Origin of the sequence: Haliscomenobacter sp. (genome assembly GCF_041740695.1) — a bacterium.
Lineage (GTDB): Bacteria > Bacteroidota > Bacteroidia > Chitinophagales > Saprospiraceae > Haliscomenobacter.
In genome coordinates this window covers 135051-159402 of the sequence record NZ_JBGSLK010000043.1, presented here as the reverse complement: position 1 = coordinate 159402, position 24352 = coordinate 135051, and the positions used below count along the sequence as shown (strand labels likewise).

At 48.0% G+C, this 24352-nt stretch carries 17 protein-coding genes; 8 read left to right on the top strand and 9 right to left on the bottom strand.

What is annotated here, in order from left to right:
- Positions 1 to 211: 211 nt before the first annotated feature.
- The 4 genes from ACEW9O_RS09540 to ACEW9O_RS09525 form a co-directional block, all read right to left on the bottom strand.
- Positions 212 to 2632 carry a TonB-dependent receptor domain-containing protein gene (locus tag ACEW9O_RS09540; protein ID WP_373549925.1) on the bottom strand — a complete coding sequence of 807 codons (2421 nt, stop codon included), beginning with the start codon at positions 2630 to 2632 and terminating at the stop codon, positions 212 to 214.
- Positions 2633 to 2659: 27 nt separating this feature from the next.
- Positions 2660 to 3667, bottom strand: coding sequence for a WD40/YVTN/BNR-like repeat-containing protein (locus ACEW9O_RS09535; RefSeq protein WP_373549924.1), 1008 nt, complete (start codon positions 3665 to 3667; stop codon positions 2660 to 2662).
- 205 nt (positions 3668 to 3872) lie between these two features.
- On the bottom strand, positions 3873 to 7136 hold the full coding sequence (locus tag ACEW9O_RS09530) for a VCBS repeat-containing protein (protein ID WP_373549923.1): 3264 nt from the start codon (positions 7134 to 7136) through the stop codon (positions 3873 to 3875).
- Between the two features lie 182 nt (positions 7137 to 7318).
- A complete protein-coding gene (locus tag ACEW9O_RS09525; RefSeq protein ID WP_373549922.1) occupies positions 7319 to 9994 on the bottom strand; it encodes a SusC/RagA family TonB-linked outer membrane protein in 2676 nt (891 codons plus the stop codon).
- A 728-nt stretch (positions 9995 to 10722) separates the two neighbouring features.
- On the opposite strand from ACEW9O_RS09525, the gene ACEW9O_RS09520 reads away from it, so the two are divergent.
- The 3 genes from ACEW9O_RS09520 (at position 10723) to ACEW9O_RS09510 (ending at position 14244) form a co-directional block, all read left to right on the top strand.
- Positions 10723 to 12510: an OmpA family protein gene (locus ACEW9O_RS09520; RefSeq protein ID WP_373549921.1), complete on the top strand. Its 1788-nt coding sequence runs from the start codon at positions 10723 to 10725 to the stop codon at positions 12508 to 12510.
- A 99-nt stretch (positions 12511 to 12609) separates the two neighbouring features.
- A complete protein-coding gene (locus ACEW9O_RS09515) occupies positions 12610 to 13407 on the top strand; it encodes an ABC transporter permease (protein ID WP_373549920.1) in 798 nt (265 codons plus the stop codon).
- 12 nt (positions 13408 to 13419) lie between these two features.
- Positions 13420 to 14244, top strand: a complete 825-nt coding sequence (locus ACEW9O_RS09510) for an ABC transporter ATP-binding protein (RefSeq protein ID WP_373549919.1) — start codon at positions 13420 to 13422, stop codon at positions 14242 to 14244.
- Positions 14245 to 14327: 83 nt separating this feature from the next.
- On the opposite strand, the gene ACEW9O_RS09505 is transcribed toward ACEW9O_RS09510, so the two are convergent.
- The 4 genes from ACEW9O_RS09505 to ACEW9O_RS09490 all read right to left on the bottom strand — a co-directional run bounded on the left by ACEW9O_RS09505 (position 14328) and on the right by ACEW9O_RS09490 (position 19904).
- On the bottom strand, positions 14328 to 15695 hold the full coding sequence (locus ACEW9O_RS09505) for a hypothetical protein (protein ID WP_373549918.1): 1368 nt from the start codon (positions 15693 to 15695) through the stop codon (positions 14328 to 14330).
- Positions 15685 to 16410, bottom strand: coding sequence for a type III pantothenate kinase (locus ACEW9O_RS09500; protein ID WP_373549917.1), 726 nt, complete (start codon positions 16408 to 16410; stop codon positions 15685 to 15687). The genes ACEW9O_RS09505 and ACEW9O_RS09500 overlap by 11 nt, the downstream gene beginning before the upstream one ends.
- Before the next feature lie 95 nt (positions 16411 to 16505).
- The gene (gene purH, locus ACEW9O_RS09495; protein WP_373549916.1) at positions 16506 to 18032 is read right to left on the bottom strand and encodes a bifunctional phosphoribosylaminoimidazolecarboxamide formyltransferase/IMP cyclohydrolase; all 1527 of its coding nucleotides are present in this window, start codon (positions 18030 to 18032) and stop codon (positions 16506 to 16508) included.
- Between the two features lie 522 nt (positions 18033 to 18554).
- On the bottom strand, positions 18555 to 19904 hold the full coding sequence (locus tag ACEW9O_RS09490) for an aspartate kinase (protein WP_373549915.1): 1350 nt from the start codon (positions 19902 to 19904) through the stop codon (positions 18555 to 18557).
- Positions 19905 to 20055: 151 nt separating this feature from the next.
- Between ACEW9O_RS09490 and ACEW9O_RS09485 the strand changes: the two genes are divergently transcribed.
- The 5 genes from ACEW9O_RS09485 to ACEW9O_RS09465 all read left to right on the top strand — a co-directional run bounded on the left by ACEW9O_RS09485 (position 20056) and on the right by ACEW9O_RS09465 (position 24044).
- Entirely contained in the window at positions 20056 to 20715 is a 660-nt protein-coding gene (locus ACEW9O_RS09485; RefSeq protein WP_373549914.1) for an aspartate kinase, read from the top strand.
- A 58-nt stretch (positions 20716 to 20773) separates the two neighbouring features.
- Complete coding sequence (locus tag ACEW9O_RS09480) at positions 20774 to 21463, top strand: DUF5995 family protein (RefSeq protein WP_373549913.1); 690 nt, start codon at positions 20774 to 20776, stop codon at positions 21461 to 21463.
- A gap of 89 nt (positions 21464 to 21552) precedes the next feature.
- On the top strand, positions 21553 to 21990 hold the full coding sequence (locus ACEW9O_RS09475) for a hypothetical protein (RefSeq protein WP_373549912.1): 438 nt from the start codon (positions 21553 to 21555) through the stop codon (positions 21988 to 21990).
- A complete protein-coding gene (locus tag ACEW9O_RS09470) occupies positions 21987 to 22433 on the top strand; it encodes an HNH endonuclease (RefSeq protein ID WP_373549911.1) in 447 nt (148 codons plus the stop codon). The genes ACEW9O_RS09475 and ACEW9O_RS09470 overlap by 4 nt, the downstream gene beginning before the upstream one ends.
- A 114-nt stretch (positions 22434 to 22547) precedes the next feature.
- Entirely contained in the window at positions 22548 to 24044 is a 1497-nt protein-coding gene (locus tag ACEW9O_RS09465) for a right-handed parallel beta-helix repeat-containing protein (protein WP_373549910.1), read from the top strand.
- On the opposite strand, the gene ACEW9O_RS09460 is transcribed toward ACEW9O_RS09465, so the two are convergent.
- Entirely contained in the window at positions 24035 to 24286 is a 252-nt protein-coding gene (locus ACEW9O_RS09460) for a hypothetical protein (protein WP_373549909.1), read from the bottom strand. The genes ACEW9O_RS09465 and ACEW9O_RS09460 overlap by 10 nt on opposite strands.
- Between the last annotated feature and the right edge of the window lie 66 nt (positions 24287 to 24352).

Here is a 24352-nt window from a genome sequence, read left to right as displayed (position 1 = left end):
GACCCGACAAAATACACTGGCAGAGGTGTTCGCCTGTGAAAGCTGATGACGAAGATCATAGGAAAGCCGTATGCGGGAAAACCGCACGTACGGTTTGACGAGGGGGAGAAGCGGCGGCGCCGCTTCTCTCTACTCTACTGTTTTCTTTGTGAAAAAATATGCCGCTTTGGTGGGATTTTGAAAAATTTGAGCACTTCATCTCCATACAAACTCAATTCCCCACCCGCTCCATCTCATCACTCGCCGCACCACCATTCCGCCGCGCCGACTTTAGTGGCTTCCCAAAACGATACGAAAAAGCCAGATTGACTACCCGCGAATCCCAGTGGATGATGAAATACTCCTCTGCATCCGGGAAATCGGTCAAACCTTCCATGATCCGGGTATGCAAAAGATCCCTGACGCTGAGTTTGAGTGTACCCTGTTTTTTCAGTACAGGTCGGGATACACCAAAAGACAATTGCCCGGAATCGTAGAGGAGTTCCTGGATGTCGTTGCGCGAACGCGTGGTGTAGCTTCCCGAAATTTCACCACTGTACACCTTGCCCAATTGAAACTGGTTGTTGACACTAAAATTAATCTGGGCGACGGACGAACTATAGTTGCTGTCCTGAAAACCTTGAAAGTCTTTTTTGTTAAAAATCACCTGGCCATTAAAAGACCACCATTTGGCTGGGGAAAAATTGGCGGCGACGGATAGGCCCAGGTTGTACATTTTACCCACATTGCCCCGCGTATAAATCAGGATGTCTTCTCCTTCCGACAAGAAGAGCTGTGAAAAATAATTCCTGATGATGCCATAAGATACCGCAGTGGTGAGGAAATCCTTGTACTGGTGGCTCAACTCCAGATTCCAGGTGTATTGGGGTTGGAAAAAAGGATTGCCCCGTTCATAGGTGTACTTGTTGAGGATATTGACAAAGGGGTTGAGGTGTTGGAAGGCTGGGCGATCCAGGCGTCGGCCTGCCGTAAGGGTCAACACATTGGAAGAATCCAGCTGATAAGACAGGTAACCTGAGGGAAAAAATCCGGCGTATTTGCGGGAAAAAGCCGAATCCGGGCGCTCCACGTTGCCCAACTGGTGGGCGTCGTAATTGGTGCGTTCGTAGCGTAAACCGACCTGAAAGGACAAACGATCCAGCTTTTGCTCGTAACTGCTGTACAAGGCGTGGATGTTTTCTTGGTACAGGAAGCGATTGGTTTTGCCGTAATCCTGGTACCAGGCCGTGCCATTCCCAATTTCGTAGTCGGCGGTATTGTCGGTGTCGATGTTGGAGTTTTTATAACCCGCTTCCCACTTGCCATTGTCGTTGATTTGCCAGCTGTAATCTACTTTTAAGGAGGCAATTTCCAGGAGGGATGGTAAATACCCCCGGGCACCTTCGTTGTAGCCACCAGCGGCCAGCAGGGAATTGAGGAACAACTGGCTGTTGTCGATATCGTACTTGAGCCAGTCAAAATCGACGGACAACTGTTGGGTTTTGCTGAAGTTGTGTTTGCCGTAGACGTTGAATCCACCCGATCTGAACCGACCTGAACTGCTGCTTTGGGTAGCGATGCTGGAATCGATTTGTCCCAGGGGTGTCTCCCAGGCCACCCGGGCATTGCCGCTGCCTTTGCGGCGATTGGTAATGCCGGTCAGTCCCAAACCCAGGGTTGTTTTGTCCGAAAGAGAATAGTCGAAGCCAGTTTTGAGGGTATTGTTGAAACTCTGATTGACCAGCAGGGTTGGCTGATCCAGGCGGGATTCCAGTTGGTCGTTTTGGTTGTAGTATTCCCGCAAGGCGTATAGGCGGGTGTAGTTGGTATTGAAGTTGCTGCTGTAAGTCAGGTAGCTGTTGAAGCGTCCGTTGCGGTAGTTGAAGGCCAGGCTGTTGTTGCTTTTGGGATAAAAACCTTGGCCGTAAGCCGTGGTCAGGTTGCCGTTGAAACCCTTTTGTTTGTTCTTTTTGGTCTTGATGTTGATGATGCCCGCGTTGCCGCTAGCGTCGTATTTGGCGGAGGGATTGGTGATCAGTTCGATTTGATCAACTTGGGTGGAACTCATGCCACTCAGGAGATTGGTCAATTCTGCCCCGCTCAGGTAGGTGGGTTTATCGTCGATCAGCACCAGCACGCCAGTTTTGCCCATCAGGCTGAGGCCGCCGTTGCGGTCGACCATCACGCCGGGTGATTTTTCCAATACTTCGAGCACGGTGGTTCCGGCATTGGTTACTGAGGCGTCGACGTTGACGATGGTTTTGCCTTGCACCCGTTGGATGAAGGATTTGCGCCCGGATACGGTGACGCCCTCCAGGGTTTTGCTGTCGGGTTGCAGGCTGAGGCTGAGTTTTTGGGTCGTTACGGTTTCGGACTTGAGCTCGGTGCTGAGTTCAGCGTACCCAACGTAGCGGATTTTGAGGGTGTAAGTGGTATTGGCTTTGAGCACAAAATTGATCAGGCCACCTTCGTCACTCACCGCCATTTGCAGTGGGGTAGGGGAGGCGCTGCCGAGCAATTCTACGGTAGCTCCGATCAGGGGAGCTTGTTTTTCATCCAGAATCTTCAGTTCAAAAGGAAGATCTGTGGTCATTTGTGCCCAACCAATGGCTGCTACTAAGCTCAGCAAAACGGCAATTCCGTACCCGCGCATATGATTAGATTTTCGTGAGTGTAAAAGTTAATTGCTGATCAATTTACCGATCCGGCCACCGCCACCTGCAAAATAAACCGTGCTTCCATTTTTGGCCTTGCGGCAAACGTGGAAACTTTCCTTGCTGATCCAAGACCAGCTTTTGCCCTCATCGGTCGTGAAATCCACCCCATTTAAGCCACAGGCGATCCAGTTTTTTTGCCCCAAATACTCCACACAACTGCGGTAGCCGTGTGGGCTGGTTTGGGGAGCGGAAAACGTTTTGCCCCCATTCTTGGAAACAAAGCAATTGAGCGTTGTTGAATCTTTGGTCATAAAATCACCACCGACTACGATCAAGGTCTTTTTGCCCTTAAGAGCGATGGAGTTGGAACCAGTAGTTTCTTTTCCCTGGATCAAAGGGAGCTTGATCTTTTTACCCGACAAAAACAGGTTGGCCTGTTTTCCCCCGCTGGCCAGGGCGTATTGAGTAGGACTGTACAAGCGTATATTGGTGCCACTACTGGCAAAAAAGGCTTCTCCCGTGGCTACAGCTGGCCGTTCAGCATTGGGTGCTTCCTGCCAACTGTTGCCCCCATCGGCAGTTTTGGCCATAAATACCCGGCCTTGGAGGGGGTCGCCGATGACGATGCCGTGCTGAGCATCTACAAAATCCATGGCGTCGAGGAACATGGAAGTATCGCGGTTTTCGTAGACTTTGCTCCAGCTTTGGCCCCCATCGGTGGTTTTGAGGATATAGGCCGGTGCCGCAATGCCCATGATGACGGCGGTTTGGGCGTCAAAAGCTTCGATGTCGCGGAAGTCGGTTTTTTCGTAGCCTTTGACTGTCAGCCATTGCCAGTTTTGGCCGCCGTCGGTGGATCGCCCCACGGTGCCTGAGCTACCACTGACCCAGAGGGTTTGGTCGTCGACTACACTTAATCCTCGAAAAGAACTTTTGGTGCCAGCACTGAGTACTTGCACGCTTTGGGCAGTGCTAAAAATGGACAGGATACAGCCGAGCAGCAGCAGATAATGTTTCGTTTTGACATACATGGTTAACGCAATTGAATGCCGCTCGAATCGGTGGTGATCGGCAGCAATATTAGGACAATATTTTTGGATAAAATTCACCCTTTTAGGGGTAAAAAGGAAATATGTGGCAGAGTGAAGTGAGGTTGTTTTTCACCACCTAAGAAACCAAAGACACTTTAGAATCACCTTAGGTGTACATCTACGATGCTAAGCTATGTAGTAATTTTTACTTATTCACCTTTTTCCAGGCCATTAGGCTCCGATTGTTCCGCGCAATTAAAACTGTCCCATCTTTGAGCATAGCCAATTTCCGTCCTTGCCCATTCACCCAAAAACCACTTTGCGCCGGACTCATGGCGGCCCAGGATTTTCCTTTTCGGGTGAGCACACAGCCATAATCCGCATCGTAACGCCCCAAACCTGGTCGGATGCCGTACCAATTGCCTACGCTCAAAATTTCATTTTGGCCATCGCCATTGAGGTCCGTTTCGGTGAAGTTAAAAATGGGTGCCAATTGGGCTTCGATGGGTAATGCGGCCAAGGTATACTGCCCCTTGCCCTGGTATTTGCCCCAGGAGGAAGCAAAATTGACCGCCCGGTGATGGGTTGCGCCTTTTAACATTTCATCGGTAAACACCTGTTCAAAACCACATTCGGCAAAAGGGCGGTATTCCAGGAACTGCTTTTTGAGGATGTTCAATTGGCTGGTCAGTTCATCTTTGCTGACGTAAGTGTATCGGCGACCTTGTTTGAAATAGGTGAGGATGGGGTCGGTTTGGTAGTTTTGATCAAAATCTTTGACGTACAATTCCACCGGTAATTCAAGTGAAGCTTTTAATTCGGCGTTCAAGCCCAAATTGCCCAGCAGCAAGTCTTTTTTCCCATCCTTATCATAATCCACTGCCGTCACCGTATTCCACCAACCTTCGGAGTTGGGAATTTTACTCAGACTGAATTGACCTTTTTGAATGCCAAAAATACAAACGGGCATCCATTCACCGACCACCACCAACTGAAGGCCATCCTTTTGCTCGACTATGCAAGCGTCGCTGACCATGCCGATTTTTTGCAACTCCGGTGCCACTTGGGCGGTCACATCTTTGAAATGGCCCTTGCCATCGTTTTGGTACAAATGGCTATCTGGCACTATCCCATAAGAAGGAAAAATGGAGCGGCTGCCGACAAATAAATCCAGCGCACCATCGCCATTAAAATCAAAGGGGACGACACAAGAACCATCGGCATAATCCAGGGGCAGGGCAAAAATGTCCTGAGAAAATTGACCCTTGCCATCATTGAACAACAAGACATCCAGAAGGGCAGGACTTTTGCCCGAATATTGGTGCCCACCAGTTACCAGGTATACATCTAAATCACCATCCTGATCGGCATCAAAAAACGCGGCGTCCACCATTTCTTGGGTAGAATCAATGGCTAAATTTTGTCTGGCAAATTTTCCTGCACTGAGCTGTTTATACAAATACACCCCACGACCGCCCAGCAATACATCTTCCAGTCCATTGCCATCCACATCACCTACAGCCATCGCTGGGCCTTGGGTAGAGAGCATGTGGGGCATGAGTTGTTCATGATCGAAATCGATGTGGTCGTTTTCGGTGTGTTGATAATCTAATCCCAATTGGGCCGCAATTTCTTGTAAAAAGATAGGCTGATTAGAAGGGATTGCGGCATCTTTTACTTGCTGATAGGGTATGCTTAAATGTTGATCAGCTTTGACATTGCGTAGTTGTTGCACCTTGCCATCTGGCCAGTGCAGTTCCACGATCTCTATTTTGGTGGCTTTACCCAGCCCAAAATGTAGGACGGGCGCCACAGCGGATTGAAAGCCCCGCGTGCTGTACAATTCCTGGACTTGTTCTTTGCCATCGGCGACAATGCGGACGCGGGTACCAAATCCAAGGGGGTTTTTCCCCGGCATTTGTAAACGGATGCTCAACCAGTGCTGGTCGGGTTTGCTCTGGGCGGTGTTTTCGTACAAACTGGCGGTTTCATTCAAATTGTTGAGTACCAAATCCAGGTCACCGTCCTGATCGAGATCGGCATAAGCAGCACCATTGGAACAACCTGCAAAATTGAGACCCCAGGCAGCAGAAACATCTTCAAATTGCAGGTCGCCCAGATTGCGGTAGGCAAAATTGGCAACTTTACCAAAGGGCATTTTTTCCACCAGGGCTAGGTCTGGCGCAGACTGTTGAACCCTGCTATTGGAGCTAAATTTGAGGTAATCCAAATCATTGGGCCGCCGCCAGATGCCGTTGCCAATGAAGAGGTCTTTCCAGCCATCGTTGTCAAAATCGGCCAGTAAGGGAGCCCAACTCCAATCGCTGGCATTGATGCCCGCCAGTTGCCCGATTTCTGAAAAACCTGGATGTTTTTGGCCAGCAACTACCCCCCGATTGAGTTGCAACATGTTGCGCGGGTATTGGAAATGATAGCCGTAGTTGAGTTTGGCTTGGAAGATGTTGTACGGATCGGCGCCTACGGAGCTTTTGTTGATGCTTTCGTCGTTGGCTTTCATGTCCATCGTGACGAGATCCATCCAGCCATCGTTGTTGAGGTCGGCCAGGTCATTGCCCATCGAAAAGGTGCTGGTATGGCCCATGGATTGTGCCATCGTTTCTTGAAAAGTGCCATTGCCCTGATTGAAGTACAGGTAGTCGTTTTCATGAAAATCGTTGGACACGTAAATGTCGGGCCAACCGTCGTTGTTGAGGTCGCCAATGGCGATGCCCAGGCCAAAGCCAATTTTACTGCCATAAATGCCTGCACTGGCGCTGACGTCTTCAAAACGATCGCCGTTGTTGCGGTACAAACGATCGCCGGATAGCTCGTCGCGGTTGCTGCGAATGGTTGCGCGGTTGTAGTTTTCGGCGTCGTGGATGGAATGGTTGAGCAGGTAGCAGTCTAAATCGCCATCGCGGTCGTAATCAAAAAAAGCGGCCTGGGTGGAGAAGCCGACAAAGTCGAGCCCGTATCGAGCAGCTTGTTCGCTGAATTTCCCTTTGCCGTCGTTGATGTACAATTGGTTGCGACCACGCAGGGTTTTGTACTGCCCCACCTGGCAAACGTAAATGTCCAGCGCACCATCACCATTGACGTCGGCCATGGTGACACCAGTTGACCAGCCACCATTTTGCTGGATGCCAGCTTCCTTGGTAATGTCTTTAAATTTCAGTCCACCACGATTGAGGTACAATTTATTTTCGCCTTGATTGGCGGTAAAAAACAAATCGGGCAGCTGATCACCATTGAGGTCACCTGTGGCTACCCCGCCACCGTTGTAATAATAAAGGTATTCGATGATGTTGAAATCTTCGGTTTCATGCAGGGTATTGGCAAAGTCAATGCTGGACTGAGCGGCGGGAACAGTTTTAAAAAGTGTATGATTAGTCGATTTTTGACACGAAAAAACTACACAGCAGAGGCACAAGTACAGCAATAAATGGCCTTTTGGTTGCACAAACAGCATAATGGTCAATCCTTTTGAACTACAAAGATATAAACCTGATCTTTGTTTAGGGGCGATAAAAAAATAAGTGCTCATTTTGCCAGAGGATTAGATAAGTAAACGTTTCATTCCAAGTGTCTTATCTAATCCTCTGGCTTAGGAAAAATGAGCACTTATTTTTGCCCCACTACTTAGTCCTTTGGCTATAATTTTAGCACCGCGCCGAGTACTAAAGTTTGGGCAATGGGGTAACGACCACGATCAAAGCCGCTCAAATCCCGATGTGATCCGTAATAATTGGGGTTGACAATGCCGGGCAACAAAGGTGTGCCCACATTCGACAGCCGTACTTCGGGGTCATTGCCTGTGAAGGAACTGATGGTCAATAAATTTTGGGCGCTTAAGTATAATTTCAGGTTGTATTTTTTTTGAGGGCTTTGGGGGAAATCATAAGCAATACTCAGATTGTCGAGGCGCAAAAAGGAGGCATTTTCTACAAAATAATCTGAAATATAACTGTATTGGCTTCTCAATTTGGCGAAGCCTGGGCTCAAAGCTACCTCGGGAATGTTGTAGCCCTGGTTGTCCTTTAAAAGTTGTGGATTGGCGTAAAACAGGTTAAAAACATTGAGTAGGTCGTGCCCAATTGCACCACGCCAAAATACATTGACCGTAAACTGTTTCCATTGCAAGGTATTGTCCCAACCCAAAGTCAGGTCAGGTTGAGCATTGCCCGTGACTTGGCGATCGCCAACTTCTTCAATTTGTCCATTGCCGTTCAAATCTGCAGTTTGCCATTGCCCATTGGCATCAATGCCATTGCTGCGGTAGGTATAAAACTGTCCGATTGGCTTTTGGTTTTCCAGCAATTGCAAAGCGGCACAACAAAATCCGGGGCTACCCGGCGAACCTGCTGGCAAAGTATTGACCGTGGCACCAGGAATAGTCGAGGGGAAGGGGCTCGCTAATATTGTGCGGTTGTGCGCAACATTGAGGTCACTCTGCCACTTGAGGTCACCATTGTCGATGGCAGTCAGGTGGAGTTGGATTTCCACTCCTTGGTTGACTAGTTCCATTCGGTTTTCAAAATAGGTATTGGCAAAAGCATTCTCGACAGAACTTGAATATTGCCACAACAAATTGGAAGAGCGACTTCGGTAAAGATCCACTTGTATTTGTAGGCGCTGGTTCAATAATTCTGCCTCCAGGCCGACATTCAACTCCTTACGCTGCTCGGCTTGTAAATTCGGGTTGGGTACAAAAGGATAATAAATGCCGGGTTTAAACTCGCCATTGATGTAGGCTGGAACGCCGCCGGGCAATACCACCAGTTCTGTAGCATAAGTTTTTGGCGGAATATTGCCAGTGACCCCATAACCTGCCCGCAAGCGCAAATGGTTGATGACCTTGCCTTGGGGAATGATTATTCCTCCCAGCGTCAAAGCGGGATAAACCACCCATTTTTCAGTCCCCAAACGAGTAAAACCTTCGCGACGCAAGCTGCCTTGAGCAAACCAGCGCTCTTTGAAAGTATACAAGGTTTGCAAATAGGCTGCGGGCATTTCGTCACTTTCCCGATAAGGGTCTTCCCGATCCAAAAAATCAGGTTTTCCTTGCACATTGATCAAAGGGCGATAGGAAATCAGGCTTTCAGAAGTAGAAATACCGTCGCGGCGGATCCCGCGGCCATCCCAGCGCTGGTAGGTGTAGCCCAGTTGAGTCTCGATTTGATGATTTTGTCTTTTCCAGGTTTTCGCCAATTGGGCATCCACATACCAATGGCTGAGTTTGCGCTCTTCCCAGGAGCTAAAGCCACCGTAGCCTCCGAAAGTCCGTTCTGACGCGGCCCATCCATAAGTATCCCGGTTGTGTTGAAAGGCCGTGTGTATTTTTGCTTTGAAACCAGCCAGTATCTCAAATTCGGCTTTTAAACCCGCCGTTGAGGTTTGATAGCTGTTTTCAAAAGTTTGCCAGTTCAAAATGGCCAATGGGTTGTTTAAACCAAAAACATTCGGCTGGTAATAAGTACCACTCAACGCCGGGGTATCGGAAAAAATCGGTGCCGTCGGATTCATTAAAGCCGCGTTGCGGAAAATATCTGGATTGACCTCAGTATTGTTGCGTTTGTTGACGGAGAACAGGCCTTCGATCTTACCTTTTCCTTTTTGAATGGCTTTGTTAAAATTGAATAAAGCGTTGACCTGATCGAAATTGGATTTTTGGGCAATGCCATTGACATTGCGGAAATTGACCGCCAAGCGGTAGCTGGAGCCCAAGGCCATTCCGTTTAAAGCCAGATTATGTGCCTGACTAAAACCAGTACGGGAGATGAGCTGGTACCAATCATTGTTCGCGCCCAAGTCCCGGTTTACCCCCTGGAAGGTTCCATTGTTGCCAATGAGGCGGCGGTAAGTGCTGGCATCAACGCCTCGGTCGGGATTGCTGGCGCGATCCATGGCCAAGTAAGTGGAGTATACGAGGCCACGGCTGTTCAAGGCCCCGGTTTTGGTTTGGATTTTGATCACACCATTGGCACCACGCATGCCATACATGGCCAGGGATGCAGCGTCTTTGATGACTTCGATGCTGGCGATATCCTGAGGGTCGATGCTCTGTAAGGCCAGTCCGGGTATGCCGTCTACCTCAACTAGGGGCTGGGTATGATTGAATTGCTGGTTGTAGCCATTGGCGGTAGGGAAGTAGGCGAAGCCAGTATAAATGGCGGAGTGTAAACCCCGAATTTGCACCTGGTAGTCGTAATTGGGATCGCCCCCTGGGCGGGAAATGACTACGCCGGGGATTTTACCCTGGATGAGTTGGTAGAGGTTGTAGCGGTTGCCAGGTGAGAAGGACTGATCTGTAATTTTATTTGCTTGCAAGTGTTTGCGAACAGGAACCCAACAAACAAACATGATTTCTTTGGCCAGAATATCAATAATACTTTGTGTCCCATCCCAAATCAAGGAAGTGTCACTAGGGGAAAACACCATGTCAGGTGAACCCAAATGAATAAAAATGCTGTCCCCCACTTTAGCATTTAGCTCAAAAAAACCTTGATAATCAGTGTTGATAGTTATTTTCCTTGATTGATTTTTTAATTGAATAGGACTGTATATCGAGTCACCTAAATGCTTTACAATCACACGCCCTTTCCAATTTTGTGCATGGAGCAAACCTGAGCACAACAAACACAAAAAAAGGATATGCAGAGAAGGTATTGGTTTTTGCATGAGTGTAAGCGTTCTGATGAAGAATTAGGCGACTGAGTACCAAACTACTTTAATGCTAAGTTATACTATTTAAATGTTTCAGGAAGGATTTTGTTTAATTGTGTATTGAATTGGCTTTTTTGGCTGAGAAGACAAAGTTGAAAAATGCAGTTCCAACGATTTTTTGCTTCGACCAATCGTTTTTCCGTGTATTCTCAGCGACAATCTTTGCTTTCCCTTCCAAATTTCAATTATATTTGTTCACATCAAAAAAATCAACAGGGGAGCTGGAACAAAACTAAATGGAACAACACAGTAACCCTAAAGCACAAAAAACCGTATGAAAAGCAGGTGGAGTGTTTCCACCCGCAGCAAATCCGGAAAACCCTTATCTCATTATGGCACGATTAACCACTTTAGGCAAACTCGCCGTGCTCCTGGTCATCGGGGGCGTAATCTTTGCTGGTGTAAAAATTTTGGGTAACATGGGCTACTTGGGTCAGCGAACGACTCAGGAGTCAACCGTGATTGAAAAAGTAGACTTGCCAGATGCACCCAAAAACGCAGCTACAAGTGTACAAGTACTGGCGCTACCTAGTTCAACACCCGCCAACGTCAACAGCCCGGAAATCCGCTGGCTACTCTGGGCCTGGAACGCGCAAATGGGCGCTATTCTGGCCAATGGTGGCGCTGAAACCACCAAAGGAAGCATCATGGCTTCTAAAAAAGTCAATCTGAAAATCACTCGTCAGGATGATGTACCTCAAATGCAGGCCGCTTTGGTCAAATTTGCAGAAAGTTACAAGAGTGATCCTGAGACCAGACAAGGTGCTCATTTTGTCACCATCATGGGTGACGGCGCTGCTGCGTTTCTAGCTGGGCTAAACCCCCAACTCGAAAAACTGGGCGAGGAATACCGTGCTCAGATCATCTTTACCTGCGGTCGTTCTTTGGGCGAAGACAAATTTATGGGCCCACCGGCCTGGAAAGAGAATCCCCAGGCTGCCCGGGGCGGCGTAACCACTGCTGTATTGCGGGATGGTGACTGGAACATCGTGATCAAATGGTGCTCCGACAACGGTATCCCCGTCAATGCGGATGAAACCACCTACGACCCTGAAGCCATGAACTTTATCGCAGCCGACACCTACATCGATGCCTCTGAAAAGTACATCAATGGCTATACGGAAGAGCGCGACGAAGTCAAAAAAGGCCAACGTACTGGTAAAAAAGTAACCGTTGGGGTAACCGGGGTCACCACCTGGACGCCTGGAGACGTAATGGTGGCTAAGAAGAAAGGTGGTTTGATTTCCATCGTTTCCACCAAGGAATACCGCAGCCAGATGCCTTGTGTATTGATTGGCATCAAAAAGTGGATGGAAGACAATCCTCGCTTGGTAGAAAACCTGATCGAAGGTATTGCTGCTGGTGGCGACCAGGTGAAATCCTTCTCCCCAGCCCTTAAAAAAGCTGCGGCAATCAGCGCCGAAATCTACAACGAAGAAACTGCTGATTATTGGGAAAAATACTACAAAGGGGTAACCGAAACCGACCGCAAAGGTTTGCCAGTTGAACTGGGTGGCTCACGGGTCAACAACCTGGCCGACAACGCCGAAATTTTTGGTGTCAACCCCGGTAGTACCAACATCATCAAAATTGTATACACCACTTTTGGGGACATCGTGCAGAAATTGTACCCCGATCTGGTGCCTTCTTACCCCACTGCTGAACAGGTAATCAATACCCGCTTCCTCAAGAGTGTACTGTCTCGTGCAGGTAGCGACATTGCCAGTGCCGACGAGGCCGAGTTCAATGCCGATGACAACATCCGCGAAACAGTGAGTAAAAAATCCTGGGCCATCGAATTCGCTTCGGGTAGCGCTGAGTTTACCCCAGCAGCGAAGGGAGTGATGGAGCAATTGTTCAATGACTTAGTGATTGCGAGCAACCTGAAAGTAGAAGTGCATGGCCATACCGACAATGTTGGCGATCCTGCTGCCAACCTGAAGCTGTCGGAGCGTCGTGCTTTTGCGATCAAAACCTGGTTGGAAAACAAATCAGCCAATAACTTCCCGGAAGGACGGGTAACTGTGTTTTCACACGGTGCCAGCAACCCAATTGTATCCAATGATACACCGGTTGGGCGGGCGAAAAACCGCCGGGTGGAAATTATTATGGGTAAATAAACATCCGTAGGGGCGACCGTTGGGGCAACCCTATGTGGTTGCCATTGACTGCCCAATATTAGGGGCGACCACGCAGGGTCGCCCCTACAAATGTACAATATGTCCAACTACCTCCAAGACCTCATTCGTGCCTTCAAACCCAATACCAGCGTCAGCAAAGCCACCATGGCCCTGATCATCGTGGTGCAAGTCATCATCGCCATGATTGCCTGGTATTCTTCTTCCGAAATTTTGCCCCGACCGCCCGAAATCCTTGGGGCTTTCAGCCGACTGTTGAAGGGGGGGGATTTGATCCGGGAATTGTTCACCAGTATGGGGCTCTGTTTGCAGGCCATGGGGCTGGCCATTTTGATTTCTCTGGCCTTGTCCTATTTGACGGTTCTGCCCTTCTTCCGGCCCACTGCCTTTCTTGTTTCTAAAGGGCGCTTTTTGACCCTGGTAGGTTTGAGCTTTGTTTTTACCCTGCTCACCTCGGGTGGTCACAGCCTCAAAGTGTCCCTGATGGTGTTTGGCATCACGGTATTTTTCGTCACTTCGGCGATCGCCATGATACAGGCCATTCCCAAAACAGAGTTCAACCACGCACGTACCTTGGGTATGAGTGAGTGGCAAACCGTGTGGGAAGTCATCATCCTCGGGCGATTGCACGAAGTATTTGAAATCATTCGCCAAAACTTTGCCATCAGTTGGATGATGCTGACCATGGTGGAAGGGATTTCCCGCGCTGAAGGGGGAGTTGGTGCCATGTTGCTGAACCAGAATAAACACTTGCATCTAGATGCAGTTTTTGCCATCCAAATTCTGATTCTCCTGGTGGGCATCGGCATGGATTACCTCATTGGCGTAATCAAAAACATCATTTGTCCCTATGCTTCTTTAAGTTTGGAAAGAAGATAAGCCCGCTTTAATATGACACTGACACACGAGTTTAAAAATACCATTCTTAAGGTTGAAAATGTTTCGCTTAACCTAGGCGGAAACCAGATTCTGCGCGATGTCAACGTCGACATCCGCGATGTGGTACGGCCAGGGCTGAGCCAGGGACAAATCGTAGGATTTTTGGGCCCTTCGGGGATTGGCAAAACCAAATTTTTTGAAATCCTGGCCGGCCTGTTGAAACCGGATACTGGTCAGGTATTATTGGGCGAACCACTCACTCCGGTAAAAGTGGGCAGGGTAGGGGTAGTCCAACAAAGTTATCCGCTCTTCAGTCACCGCACGGTGATGGGCAACTTGATGGTGGCTGCTGCCCGGAAAGGTATGCCTGCCAATGAACAAAAAACCAAATGTGAAGAAATGTTGGCCCATTTTGGCTTGCAGGGCCACGCCAATAAATTTCCCGCTGAACTTTCTGGCGGGCAACGTCAAAGGGTAGCCATCGCGCAGCAATTGCTTTGCTCCGATCACTTCCTCTTGCTCGATGAGCCATTTAGTGGTTTGGACGTCATCATGATTGAAAAAGTATGCGAATTGCTGCGCAGCATCGCCGCTTTACACGAACACAATACCATCATAGTGGTGTCGCACGACATTGAATCTACCGCGTCTATTGCAGATACATTGTGGGTAATGGGCCGGGATCGCGACGAGAAGGGTGAACTTATCCCGGGTTCGCGCATCAAGTATACCTATAACCTGATCGAACGTGGTTTGGCCTGGCAAGAAAACGTGATGGGGCGACGGGATTTCCACGAATTGGTGGATGAGGTAAGGGGGCTGTTTAAAACTTTGTAATTAACGAAGAAGCGATGGGTTTCCCTGGATCGGCACTTCGACTCCGCTCGGTGACCGGTCCAGGGAAACCCATCGCTTCTTCGTTAATTGAACTTCCGCTTAAAGAACCAGCTGCTGTCATTCAGCGTAAAGCCAAAGTGGAACTGCACGTAATTTTCTTTCAGCCCATCGGCTGCCCCAAAACGGCCTGCTTCAAGTGCCAAATTGACAAAAGAAAGGGTCTGGCGAGGCAAAATGATGGGAATACCTACGCCCAGTGTTACACCTAAATTGGTCAATTGTTGGCCATTGTTGCTGCGAGCGTCCTGGGCATGAAAAACTCCCAAACGGTATCTGGAGCGACCCCAGTTGTTGTTGTACGACTGTACATCTGGAATGAATTCAAGGCCAAAAGCCACACGCCGAGCGTTGGAAAGTGGTTCTGATTTGGCCTCATTTTGGTACTCACTCCAGCGGGTTTGTAGATACTCGGCGCTGATCCGCAATTTACCCAAAGATTCATAGGTCAATCCGAAGCCCATTTCACCGGGTAAAGTCCCGCCGCGTTCAATATCCGCTTCGTAGGTAATGGTATCCGCCGTTATAGTGGAAGGTGACAAACGACGGTACAAACGGCTGCTCACCGACTTAAGGTTGCTATTTGGGGTGTAGGTGAAACCAAGGATCAATGAACGATCCCCAATTTCCTGAGTTCCCTGTTCATTGGGTTTATCCAAGTTGATGACGTATTGAGCACCCAATTTAAAAATTGTACTGCGGTAGCTGATGTCGTCCTGTAAGTCGGTGGAGTAGGCCAGTGCTACACTGTCCAGGGTAACACTTCGACTATTGGCTACTTTGCCAAAAAGAGCCTGTAATTCGGCACCAAGTGATAAATTACCAATGCGTACACCATTGCCAAATCCCAATTTATAGGTTCCGCCCGAGCCCTTCAGGTCCGTAGTAATCCGATCAAGGGTTTCGCCCTGAATTTCTATGTTTTGGATATTGTACCCAACTTCGGAGTAGGGCGCCAGGTGAAAACCCATGCCCCAGTTGAAATTGCGCTTTTTGCGTTCTTGCGCCCGGTTGATAGAGTTGTTCAGCGGGAATGCCAGAGAAAGCTGGCGCAAGTTCCCACTATATGCCGCATCTTTTTGATCTCCATCCGACAGGGCGGAGTATTTGGCTGAGACTCCCAATTCAAAAGCGGCAACTTCCAGTGAGCTCAATGCAGCTGGATTCAACCAATTGGTATGCGATCCATCGCGTATGGCAATCCCCATGCCAGCCATCCCAGTTTGTGAGACTAATGCTGGCGAAAACAAATCACCCAAGCCAAAGCGAGAATAGGGCGAATTTTGCTTGGGTAAAATTTGTGCGGTGGTCGTTTGTGCCGAGGCCACCCAGGGCATCCACAGTACCAGTACGGCAACACTTAGCGCCGTTTTTATCGTCCAACTACTCGACATTATGTTTCAATATTTTGTTCAGTCCAATGAATACTAAATCGGGTTCGTGTATCGCGCTGATGCTCAGGGTTTGTTGCAGTAGGGCGGCATCTCCTCCAGTGAGTATGGTTTTGCTGCTGCCTTCTGCCGTCGCCCATTTTTGACTATAACCTTCAATTTCCAGTGCCGTACCCAATAGTGCGCCATTGTTCATGGCATTTGGGGTGGAATCTCCAATCCATTCTTCCATTTTATTCAACTCCACTTCTGGAAGCCGTGCAGTAAATTCATGCATGGCCCGCAGCCGCATTTTTATACCAGGAGCAATATTCCCTCCCAGGTAAACCCCGGCTGCACTCAGAAACTCGTAAGTAATACAACTTCCTGCATCCACCACCAGGCAATTCTCGCCTGGAAAAAGGGCAGAAGCACCTACTACTGCGGCAAGGCGATCTTTACCCAACGTTTGTGGGGTTTTGTACGCATTGCGGATGGGTAGTGGAGTGTCGGCTTCCAGTTGCACGAGGCGGCATTGGCTTTCCAAGCGCGTTAATTCAACTAATTCCAATCGCCGACCTACCGAACATAAGATCACATTCTGCACCTTATGGTTGGTTACCAGCTGTAATAAATCCTCGATCGTCCATTCCACCCAGAGTTGGCGCAATACCAATGCGTCCCCCTCAAAGAGAGCGAGTTTGGTGCGGGAATTGCCAATGTCGATCGTTAAATTCATTTTCCCGTAGGGGCGACCCTTCGTGGTCGCCTATGATTAGGGCAACCACGTAGGGTCATATGATTAGGGCAACCACGTAGGGTTGCCCGTACGAATTAATGTTTGAAATGCCGTACCCCCGTCATCACCATCGCCAGCCCGTGCGCATCCGCATACTCCACGCTGTCCTGATCACGGATAGATCCTCCTGGTTGTACCACCGCCGTTACTCCGGCTTCGTGGGCCAACTGTACACTATCGGAGAAAGGGAAAAATGCATCCGAAGCCATCACCGCACCATTGATGTCCAAACCAAAACGATTGGCTTTTTCAATGGCGTGGCGCATGGAATCCACCCGCGAGGTTTGCCCACAACCCATGCCAATCAATTGGGCATTTTTGGCCAGGGCAATCGCATTTGACTTGAGGTGTTTGACGCACTTATTGGCAAAAATCATGTCTTTGATCTCTGGCGTAGTTGGTGCTTTTTTGGACACCACCTTAAAATCGCTCTCCGTTTCGATGGCCAGGTCGGTGTCTTGCTCGATCACTCCATTGAGCAAGCTACGGAAATTGCGCACTTGTACATCAAAGTGTTTGATTTTGAGTAAAATGCGGTTTTTCTTTTTTATCAAAAGCTCCGCTGCTGCGGCATCAAAATCGGGTGCCAACAAGACCTCGTAAAATATTTCGTCTACTGCTTGAGCCGTAGCCAAGTCAATTTTTGTATTGGAAATCAAAATTCCCCCAAAAGCGGATACATTATCCGCCTGGAGTGCAGCCTGCCAGGCTTCCAGTACCGTAGGACGGGTGGCCACACCACAAGCGTTGGTGTGTTTGAGGATAGCAAAAGTGGGTTCATCGTCCAAAAACTCCCGCATCAAACCAACGGCGGCGTCAATGTCGACCATGTTGTTGAAAGAAATGGCCTTGCCACCCAGTTTTTCAAATAGCTGCTCCAGATCACCATGGAATACCGCTTTTTGGTGTGGGTTCTCCCCATAGCGAAGGGTTTCGTGTTGAATCAGGCTATGTTTGAACAAGGGTTCTTGTACACCCCGGTTGAAGTAATTAAAAATGGCGGTATCGTAGTGGCTGGACACCAAAAAGCCGCGACGAGCCAGCTCCTTGCGGTCTTCCAGCTCAGTGGTGCCTTGTTTGGTTTGAATCAGCTCCAGGAAAAAGGGATAATCATTGCGTGAAGCTACAATGGCTACATCCTGGTAGTTTTTGGCCGCAGCCCGAATCAAGGAAATGCCCCCGATGTCAATCTTTTCGATGATGGTTTTTTCATCGTTGGTGCTGGCTACGGTTTCCTCAAAAGGATAGAGGTCGACAATCACCAGGTCAATTTCAGGGATCTCGTATTGCGCCAACTGGGCCTGGTGTTTTTCCTCCCGCCGGGCCAGAATGCCGCCAAAAATTTTGGGGTGCAGGGTTTTTACCCGCCCATCCAAAATAGAAGGATAGGAGGTTAGCTCTTCAACTGGAATAACGGGAATTCCCAACTCCTCAATGAATTGTTGAGTTCCGCCAGTTGAATAGAGCGTTACGCCATGCTGGTGCAATTCACGAATAATTGGTTCTAGTCCATCCTTATAGTACACAGAAATAAGGGCCGACTGAATTTTCTTATGTGCCATTGTTTGGTTTGGTAGATACATTTTGAAAAAAGATGCGCAAAGGTAAATAGTTTTTGCGATTGTGGGAAGTTACATGTGGCGATTACAAAAGTGTTGAAATAAAAAGAGGCAAGGCGATGAACGCCCTGCCCCCAAAATGTAATAAGTTCCCCCTATAAACAATTTTTATACGTACGGACAAAGTCCGGTGTAAGCATCGGAAAAAAGGTCTTATAAACGTTACGCAATTTTGTGATTCACCGGTTGGTGTACACATTAAATGATTGGGATGGAATATTAAGGTTCAAAGCACAAAGGTAAAGGGTTTAGTTCGTTTTGCAAATTTTATCTTAAGACGAGAGATAGGAATTAGGTCACAGGTTTGTTAAATTTTTTTTGGAATTTTTTTTCAAGCTTCCATATTGAATTGATTTACAATATTTAAAAAAAACCCGCTGAAAGGTTCATTAACCTTTCGAGCGGGTTTGATTATGCATTCAGTATGCCCTAACCAGAAAAAAATCACTGAATGCGTTTCTTAGCCTAAAAATTTACTGACAGCGTAGTATTTGTGTTTTGAAATAAGTCTTTGTGCAAGCTGCGCAGGGCAGCGTTTTTGGCATCCCGACTCACGAGAATCGAGATGTTGTTGCTACTCCCACCATAAGAAACCATACGCAGCGGAATACTTTCCAGTGCCGAAAAAATATGTTTGGTTACTTCGGTATGTGCACTCAATGCATCCCCCACGATACAGATGATTGACTGATTCTTGTCCACACTCACGTCTCCAAAGAGCTCCAGCGAGCGAATGATCTCAGGCAAGTGTTTGTCAGAATCGATGGTCAAAGAAACCGATACTTCGGAGGTAGTAATCATGTCAATCGGCGTCCGGTATTGCTCGAATACTTCGAAAACCCGGCGCAAAAAGCCGTAAGCATGCAGCATCCGCCCACTTTGAATTTTGATGGCGGTGATGTCATCTTTTGCTGCAATGGCGGTGATGGTTCGATTCGAGGATGCATTTGAAATTAAAGTTCCCGGCGACTTTGGCTCAAAAGTGTTTTTGAGCACAATCGGCACTTGACGGTCTTCTGCTGGAATGACACAGGTGGGGTGCAAAATTTTGGCCCCAAAGTAGGCCAGCTCAGCAGCCTCCCGATACGATACCTGCCGGATCGGCCAAGTGTTTTCTACGATGCGTGGATCGTTGTTGTGGATGCCATCAATGTCGGTCCAGATTTGAATTTCTTCTGCCCGGATTGCTGCACCGATCAACGTTGCACTGTAATCACTACCGCCGCGTTGCAGGTTGTCTACTTCATCGGCAGCATTGCGGCAAATGTAGCCTTGAGTGATGAAATAGGTGGCCAGCGGGTGCTGTTGCGATAACAGGAGCTCCAAACGCTTTTGGATCCATTCCATATCCGGTTCTTCATGCTCGTCGATGCGCATAAAATCCAGTGCGGACAAGAGCACAGAAGGCCGTTCAATCAGCTCCATGTATATTTGAAACAGGTTGGTGGAAATCACTTCGCCTTGAGCCAAAATCCATTTTTCATGGCTGGCTTCAAAACGATTGACCCACAACAATTGCTCCATTCCATCAAAAATACCCCTCACTACAGCATGACCTCTCTCCTGAAAGGGTTCAACAGGCAGGAGCTCATTCACAAATACCCGGTATTCTTCACGCAAGGCGGCCAATTTGATAGAAGCGACCTCAATCTGCTGTTTGCGAATGAGTTCACTCAATTCCACCAACTTATTGGTCGTGCCAGACACCGCCGACAGTACGACAATTTTTGGCAACCCATCGTCGATCAATTCTCCTACCCGACGCATCCTTTCTGGATTCCCTACCGATGTGCCACCAAATTTTAGAACTTGCATGATTGTTTACTTGATACTGTGAATAATCAATGGATGGTTGTTAACGAGCCATCTTTGATTGATGAAACAAATGTAGGTGGCGAAAATAAAAACTGGAATTTTTAGCCTACAATTGTACAGAAAAATATATTTTCGTTAAAATTTAAACAAAGTGATAAAAATTTCTGAACACGTCAACCAAATCATCAGCAGCTCCCCTTTTATGCTGGAGGCATTGGCGGATGGGTTGGTCAATGTATCGTCCTTGGCTCGAAAAATTCAGCCGGACGTGGAAAAAGCGGCGGGTAAAGAAGTCAATAGCAGTGCCATAGTTATGGCCATCAACCGCATGCCCTTGGGCGATTTGTTGCATTTGGACAAAAATCTGCGCCTTTTTTTTCGGAAAATGACCGACATCAGCGTGCGCTCCGGCCTCTTGGATTACACCTTCCTCAACTCCGAGACCCTGTTGACCAAACAAGTGGAACTGCTCAATGCCATCAGCGAAGCAGCCAAAGTTTTTTACTCTTTTTCCCAGGGGGTATCGGAAACCACCATCGTCATTTCGGAAAGTATGGGCGAAAAACTGGAGGAGATTTTTCACAGCGAAAAAATGCTGGTCAAAGAAAAAGACCTCTGCTCGATTAGTTTGATGCTCCCCGAAGGCAACCAGGCGATTTACGGAGTGTACTACTATATCCTCAAAGAATTGGCGCTCAATGGGATCAATCTGGTGGAGATGATTTCTACTTCGAATGAGTATACGATTGTGTTGTCGAATCGGGATTTGGATAAGGCGTTTTCGTTGTTGATGGGGTTGAGGCATCGGTAGAAATGGCATTAAATTTGTAATATTGTATTGCCCTCGCTTCATACACATATTCTGACCCATGCAACACCTAGACACTCTCCTTCAAAAAATGATCCAGCAAGCCGATACCTGGGAAAAATCCGCTGATCGGCGTTACATCTTTCTGCGTTGTTACAGCATGATGAGTACCAATATGGTTGTGGCCATTCGGGAAGGACAATTTGAAGACCCGGTTTGGGTAAGCACCCTCATGCAACGTTTTGCGGAGTATTATTTTGTGGCTCTGGAGGCCTACGAACAACGGGCTGAGCATACCTCAAGGGTCTGGAAGCAAGCACATGAGGCGGCCCAACATCACGAGCTACACGTGTTGCAAAACCTACTGCTGGGAGTCAATGCCCACATCAATTACGACTTGCCACTATCCTTATACGATTGTTTGTGCAAGGACTGGGGCACCCTGGACGATGCCCAGCGCCGCTCCCGCCAAAACGACCATGAAACCGTCAATGCCATCATCAGTAGTACCATAGACGCGGTGCAGGATACTGTGGTGGAACCGGCTTCCCCATTTATGGCCATCATTGATCAGCTATTGGGACGGATGGATGAATGGCTGCTTTCACAACTCATCACCAGTTGGAGACAGGAGGTCTGGAATGTGGCCATACGAATGTTGGAAGAGACCGAGGAAGCGTCGCTGGAAAGCATCCGGCAAGAGCAGGAACGGAGAGTGTTGGAAAAAGGGGCGGGGTTGTTGGGTGGATAAGGACTGGTTTCCCTATTTCCTGATTTGACAATTTTGGCGGTGTATGGGTTGTAGTCTTTGTTGATCAAATGTTTGCTTTTTCAACGAAAATGAAGGAGCTTTATGCTAAGGATAAAATCTTGAAAATGTATTTAACAATCGAATTACCAGTAATGGTTGAACAATCCCTTCGTAAACGTGCTGAGGGGCAGGGGGTCTCGCTTGAAAATTATATTTCACAGTTGCTAACTGAAATCAACATTGAAAATCCTAATTCGCAGCCCAAAAAATGGACAGAAGTAGAGCTCTTAAGTCGAGTTCAGTTAAATGTTGATCCCCATGATTTGGAAGAATATTATCGACTTGGAGATCTATTTCAATCTGGAGAAATTACATCTGGAGAGCATGAAAAATTGTTGCAATTGAACGAACTCATTGAAATAGCTCATGCAGAAAGAATTAAGTACGTTATAGAATTGGCCAAGCTACGTGATCAAGCGCTTGAAGATGTAGTGATTGAATTGGGGATTAAGCGAAAAGTGGCATGACGGATTCATTGAGAAATGAAGTTCGTAAAAGAGCAATGCATTGTTGTGAATATTGCTTTGCCCAAGAAATGATTTCTCACGACCCTTTTTCGGCAGAACACATTATCCCCAGTTCCAAGGGAGGTAAAGATGAATTTGATAATTTAGCATGGTCTTGTCTAGGATGCAATTACCATAAATTTACCGCAACTACTGCTATCGATCTGGTCTCAGAAGAAATTGTCAATTTATTTCACCCTCGCAAAGACGTTTGGGCAGGGCATTTCAAGTGGAATGAAGATTATACCCAACTCATTGGCCTGAGTGCAATAGGTAGAGCAACCATTAATCGATTAAAACTTAACCCGAACAGGCTTGATCAATCTAAGGCAAATTTTGAGGACGGCAGGGAAACATCCACCGAATCTTTGATTGTCTCAATCTTCCCCCTGATTCAAATTTAATATGGCATCAGCCATAATCCGATCTCATTTCTCCATGCAAAGCGCCCCCACATAGCGCTGCCCCAACCACACTTTTTCCTTACCTTTGCCGTTCAATACCCAAAAAAAGTCCGCATGACGCGTTTATACTTCTACGTTTTTATCCTCTTCAGCCTTGCCATAGCCCTTGGTTCCTGCAACGACGACGAAAGCTTTACCACCGATGCCAACGCTAAGCTGGCTTTTTCCACGGATACCCTGCGTTTTGATACGGTTTTTACCCGGCGTGGATCGGCGGTGCGCTACATTAAAATCATCAACAACAACGATCAGCCCATCCGGGTCTCCAAAATATTTTTGCTCAACCGCGACAAATCGAAGTTTACTTTGAACGTGGATGGCATTCCCGGGCGCGAGTTTCAGGACGTGGAAATTTATGCCAACGACAGCATTTACCTCTTTGCCACGGTGACCATTGATCCCAACGACCCCCTGTCGGTGAGCCCCTTTATCGTGGATGAAAAAGTGGTTTTTGAAACCAACGGCAATATGCAAGAAGTAACCCTGGAAGCCTGGGGGCAAAATGCCAATTATTTCCCCAGCCGTTTTAATGGTGGGCAGCCGGTGGTTTTGTCTTGCCGCAATTCCGAAATTACGTTTAACGATCCCAAACCCTACGTATTTTACGGGGCCATTTTTATCGACAGTTGTACGCTGAACATTCCCGAGGGTACGCGCATTTACGTGCATGGGGGGGTGGCGAAAAACGACTTGTTCGACATTTACAACGACGGCCTCATTTACGTACTGCGCAATGGCCGCTTGAATGTCAAAGGCAGCAAAGAAAAACCCGTGATCATCCAGGGCGACCGCCTCGAAGAATCCTTTCAGGATGATGCCGGGCAGTGGAATGGCATCTTCATCGGGCGTGGCAGCCGGGGCAATGTGATTGAATACGCCACCATCAAAAACTCCAATATCGGGGTATACGTGGACTCTTCGGCACAGTTGACCATCCGCAATTCCCGTTTTTACAATACAGCGGGAAGTGGACTGTTGGCCATTCACAGCACCGTGACCGCCGAAAACTGCCTCTTCTACAACAACCAGGTGACTTCCGTGACCTTGCGCCACGGCGGCGATTACAACTTTACCTATTGCACGATGGTGAGCTATGGCATTCGAGCATCTGCTTTAGGCATGAACAATTTCCGCTGCTACAAAGACGATTGTAGTGTGGCCAATGTGTACCGCCTCAACGCCAATTTCCGCAACTGCGTCATTTACGGCTCCGACCGTGACGAGATGGAATTAAGCGACGCCTCCCAGGGCCAGACGGCAGGGATATTCAACGTGAAATTTGAAAATTGTGTCGTAAAGGTTCAAGACTTAATCACCCGTGGTCAATTTGTCAACTTTTTGGGCGAAATATGTGATCCATGTATCAATGGCAAGTCTGGAGATAAGGTCTTTAAAGATCCGAACAAAGATGATTATCGACTGGATAGTTTGTCAATTGCACTCGACTACGGCAAGCCCATCACGACTCCACGCGCCATTACCACCGACATTGAAAATGCGACGCGCAATGCGCAAAAGCCTGATCCAGGTTGTTTTGAACGTCAGCAGTGATCGGGCATGAGCCGACCATTGACGTCATGTATGTAGTCCAGGCGGATTTCCAGGCCATTGTCCAGGGTGACAAATTCCTCTTTGTTGCGGGTTTCGAGGTTGACGATGCGTACCTCGCACTGGCGCATGTTGCCCTCGGGCGTTTCAAATTCTACCACTACAATTTTTTGTTGCGTGGCGTATGCCTCCAGTTCATCGTAAAAGTCGCAACTTATGGGCTTGTAGGGTTGCTTTGGATGCATAAGCGTTTCATTTTGTGTTGTTGACTGATGCCCACGATTTGAATCGGGGTAGTTTGAGATTTCTAA